Origin of the sequence: Neisseria sp. P0014.S002 (assembly GCF_051958295.1) — a bacterium.
Classification (GTDB): domain Bacteria; phylum Pseudomonadota; class Gammaproteobacteria; order Burkholderiales; family Neisseriaceae; genus Neisseria; species Neisseria flavescens_B.
In genome coordinates, this window is sequence record NZ_JBQCVO010000076.1 from 1 (window position 1) to 268 (window position 268).

A 268-nucleotide genomic window follows, 5' to 3' on the forward strand; every position below is an offset into this window, starting at 1 on the left:
GAGGGTGCGAGCGTTAATCGGAATTACTGGGCGTAAAGCGCACGTAGTCGGCTTGCCAAGTCGGGTGTGAAATCCCCGGGCTCAACCTGGGAACTGCATCCGAAACTGGCTTGCTAGAGTATGGGAGAGGGAGGCGGAATTTCTGGTGTAGCAGTGAAATGCGTAGATATCAGAAGGAACATCAGTGGCGAAGGCGGCCTCCTGGACCAATACTGACGATCAGGTGCGAAAGCGTGGGGAGCAAACAGGATTAGATACCCTGGTAGTC

The 268-nt window shown here is 54.5% G+C and carries 1 rRNA gene; it reads left to right on the top strand.

Annotated features, from left to right (window positions below):
• Positions 1 to 268: ribosomal RNA gene (locus ACTHSX_RS10670) — 16S ribosomal RNA — on the top strand; the annotation flags it as partial.